This window comes from Flavobacterium sp., assembly GCF_043773265.1.
Classification (GTDB): Bacteria; Bacteroidota; Bacteroidia; order Flavobacteriales; family Flavobacteriaceae; genus Flavobacterium.
In genome coordinates, this window is the sequence record NZ_JAYVFH010000255.1 from 1 (window position 1) to 3,216 (window position 3,216).

Annotated in this window: 3 protein-coding genes and 1 pseudogene; all 4 read right to left on the bottom strand. The window is 27.8% G+C overall.

The genetic code is table 11. The annotated features are described in order from the left end of the window. Window positions 1-545 (bottom strand): RlmF-related methyltransferase (locus ACH2BO_RS13655; RefSeq protein WP_395045289.1); only part of this gene is annotated, 545 nt, incomplete at its 3' end. Window positions 546-598: 53 nt separating this feature from the next. Further along, complete coding sequence (locus tag ACH2BO_RS13660) at window positions 599-1,261, bottom strand: thiamine diphosphokinase (protein WP_395045290.1); 663 nt, start codon at window positions 1,259-1,261, stop codon at window positions 599-601. A 120-nt stretch (window positions 1,262-1,381) separates the two neighbouring features. Next, window positions 1,382-2,251, bottom strand: coding sequence for a DUF4249 domain-containing protein (locus ACH2BO_RS13665; RefSeq protein ID WP_395045291.1), 870 nt, complete (start codon window positions 2,249-2,251; stop codon window positions 1,382-1,384). A gap of 4 nt (window positions 2,252-2,255) precedes the next feature. After that, window positions 2,256-3,216: pseudogene (locus ACH2BO_RS13670) on the bottom strand (hypothetical protein); the annotation flags it as partial.

The window sequence follows — 3,216 nt, forward strand, 5'->3', positions numbered from 1 at the left end:
GGAAGTATTATGTTTTTAAAAATGAATCTAGGTTCACTTTGCAATTGTAAACTTATTGCATCGATTAATTTAGGATTGTTTTGAATGATTTTTTTGCAATTTTGTATTGCATTTTCATCTGTATCTGTTCCAACAAAACTCCAATTGTAAGCATGATTTCCTATTATTGGATAGATACAATTTGCACCAATACCAATATCTAATCCAATTATATTTTCTCCTTCGGGAATTTTTCCGTCATTAGATTCTGATAATAAATCGGCTATATAATGAATATAATCTGCTCTTCCAGGAATTGGTGGACACAAATAATCTTTAGGAATATCCCAATTGTTAATTTCATAATCTAAAATTAAAATGGCTGTATTTAAAGCTTTTACAGCATCTGGATTACTAAAATCAATCGATTCGATATTGTGTTCGTTTATGAATACAAATTTTTTTAATTTAGTATGTGCAGCAATTAATTCTTCGAAATTGTATCTAAATCTATGTGGATTTCTTGGATGTAAAGTGGTTTTTTCGGTAATAATTTTGTTCTTCATTTTTTCATTTCTCTATATCAAATATATAAAAATGAATATAAAAAACAATTTATTTAGTCAAAACATTCCATAAGTAATAAATCGCCTTGTTTGTGTTCAATTTTTACAATTCCATCTTGGGTTACATGATTACTGCTTCCTGTTCTATATCCAATTATAAGTTCTTCATTTTGTAACGAATAGAACAAATTTTCTGTTGTAATACCAAATACTTTTCCTATAGGAATTAAAGAAATTGGTGTGGCTTTAGTGTACCATTTTTCAAATTTTGGAGGTAATAAAAACACTTTGGAATGGTCGTCTAGCAATACAATTTTTAGTTTGTTTCTATATTGAACAATACTTGTAATGTTTGTAATTGTATGATCGGCACGTTTTCCAGTAGCCCAAACTACATTTACCGCTTTGTGACCTTTTTCTATTAAGTAATCAAATGCTTTTTCTAAATCGGTTTTATCTTGATTTGTAGCATAAACTATTTCTAACGGAAATTGTTTTTCTTTATATATATCTGGATTAAAATTATCATCAAAATCTCCAAGAAGTACATCTATTTTTATGTCTAATTGTAAAACTCTATCAATTGCATTGTCAAGAACAATAACAATTGGTGACCATTCTAGTAATTGTCCTAAAAGTTCCATAGAACATTCAGCGCCATTTGCAATAATTAGTGCTGGTTCTTGATCGTCGCGAACTATATGGTGTGATGACATTTTAAGATAAAAAGTTATAGATTTGAATTACCAAAGTTGCTAAGTTGTCAAAAATAGCAATTAATTCATTATTTAAACATCTTTACTTATTTTTTGTATTTCTCAACTCGTATTTCAAATTTACAGAACAATATAATTTTTTAAATCGATTTCAGATAAATGAAAATAACCTAATGGATAATTTGCAGAATTTGTTTGATTAATAATATTTCCTCTAAGTGTTGCTGGTGCAGTTGCAAATGGACTTCCGCCTGCACTTCCTGCAATATTTATTAACTTGTTCATATAGTTGTAATAACGCAAAGTTATTCCTTGCAAAGTCATGTCTAATGTATTTGTAGGATTTAATTCTTCATTAGTATAAAATCCAAACATTTGATTTCCTTGAAAAAATTTATCATCTAGAACACCATATTCTGGAAAAATTATTCCACTTTTTTTAAATCCAATTAAGTAATAATTATTTTGCAAACCATTATCTTGATAGAAAAATTTTATTTGAATTTCATCACCACTTAATCCTTGAACTGTTTCTTGTTCTATAGTTTCAATAATTGGAGTGCTAATTAATTTATCGGTTGAAACATAGGTGTTTCCGTTATATATTACTGTTAATGTGTAAGTTTCATCAATTATTGGTATAAAGTCATTGCATAAATATTCTCCTGTTGCAGGTGTTTCTATAAAATTAAAAACGGTATTAGTGCTATTTATAATAAAAACTGTTGCACCGGAAACAATTGGAATTATATTGTTATAATATGAAGTTGTAGTTGTAAGTTTAATTTTTTGGTTGTTACCAACAGTTCCTTTTTGCCATTTTATTGATGCGTCAATTACTAATTTTGGTTCGGCTGTATTTAAATTTACATCAATAACATCTTCACAACTTGAGAAAGCTGTAATTATCAATAAACTGATAATTAATTTTACATTTTTTAAAATCATTTTTATATAACTTTGTTTGAATTCTTGAACAATTGATTTCATATTTTTAGAATTTAAAGTTGTAAGAAACAGATGGAACGATTCCGAAAATTGATAATCTCAATGCTTCATTATTACCAGAATCTTGATTTTGTCTAAAACTAATTAACGCTGCATTTTTTCGACCATAAAGATTATAAATACTAAAAACCCATTCGGCTTTTAATTTCTTTTTCTCACTTTTTTTAGGAGTTAATGTTGCAGAAATATCTAGATGATGGTATAATGGCAAATTATTCTCGTTGCGTAATCCATAACTAGGAATTGTTATTCCTTGATAAACATATTGACCATTAGGATAAGTAACAGGTTGACCAGTTTGAAGTGTAAAATTGGCGCCAAAACTCCATTTTTTATTATATTTATAAGAACTTGTAACAGCTAAATTATGCATTTTGTCATATGCAGAACGATACCAGTTTCCATTATTTATTCCAGATTCTGTAGTTGTTCTTCCTGGAGTTTTTTGTTCAGATCTAGAAAGTGTGTAGGCAATCCAACCATTTAGTTTTCCTGTGTTTTTTCTAAATAAAATTTCTAAACCATAAGAGCGCATTTCACCATTTAGAATAACTTGTTCTATTGCTTCGTTGGCAATTAAATCTGCTCCATCAATATAATCCATTCTGTTTTTAGTGTTTTTATAGAAACTTTCAACCTCTAGAGAATAGTTATTTTCTTTAAGATTAGAAAAATATCCTATTGCAATTTGGTCAGAAATTTGAGGTTTTATAAAATTATCACTTGGTGTCCATACATCTAGTGGAGTAGGAGAAGCAGTATTGGAAACCAATTGAAGATATTGAACCATTCTATTGTAGCTAGCTTTTATAGATTTGTTTTGGTTAATTTCATATGCAATCGAAAATCTTGGTTCTAAATTATTAAAACTGGCAATAGTTTTATTTTTTTTAAAAAATTCTGTCGCTATTGGAGTAGCTTTTTCATAAATTTCTAATTCTTCATTA

What these genes read in the sequence shown, in the direction of transcription:
- ACH2BO_RS13665 (WP_395045291.1), bottom strand. Translation starts at nt 2,251, where the DNA reads ATGAAATCAATTGTTCAAGAATTCAAACAAAGTTATATAAAAATGATT.
- ACH2BO_RS13660 (WP_395045290.1), bottom strand. Translation starts at nt 1,261, where the DNA reads ATGTCATCACACCATATAGTTCGCGACGATCAAGAACCAGCACTAATT.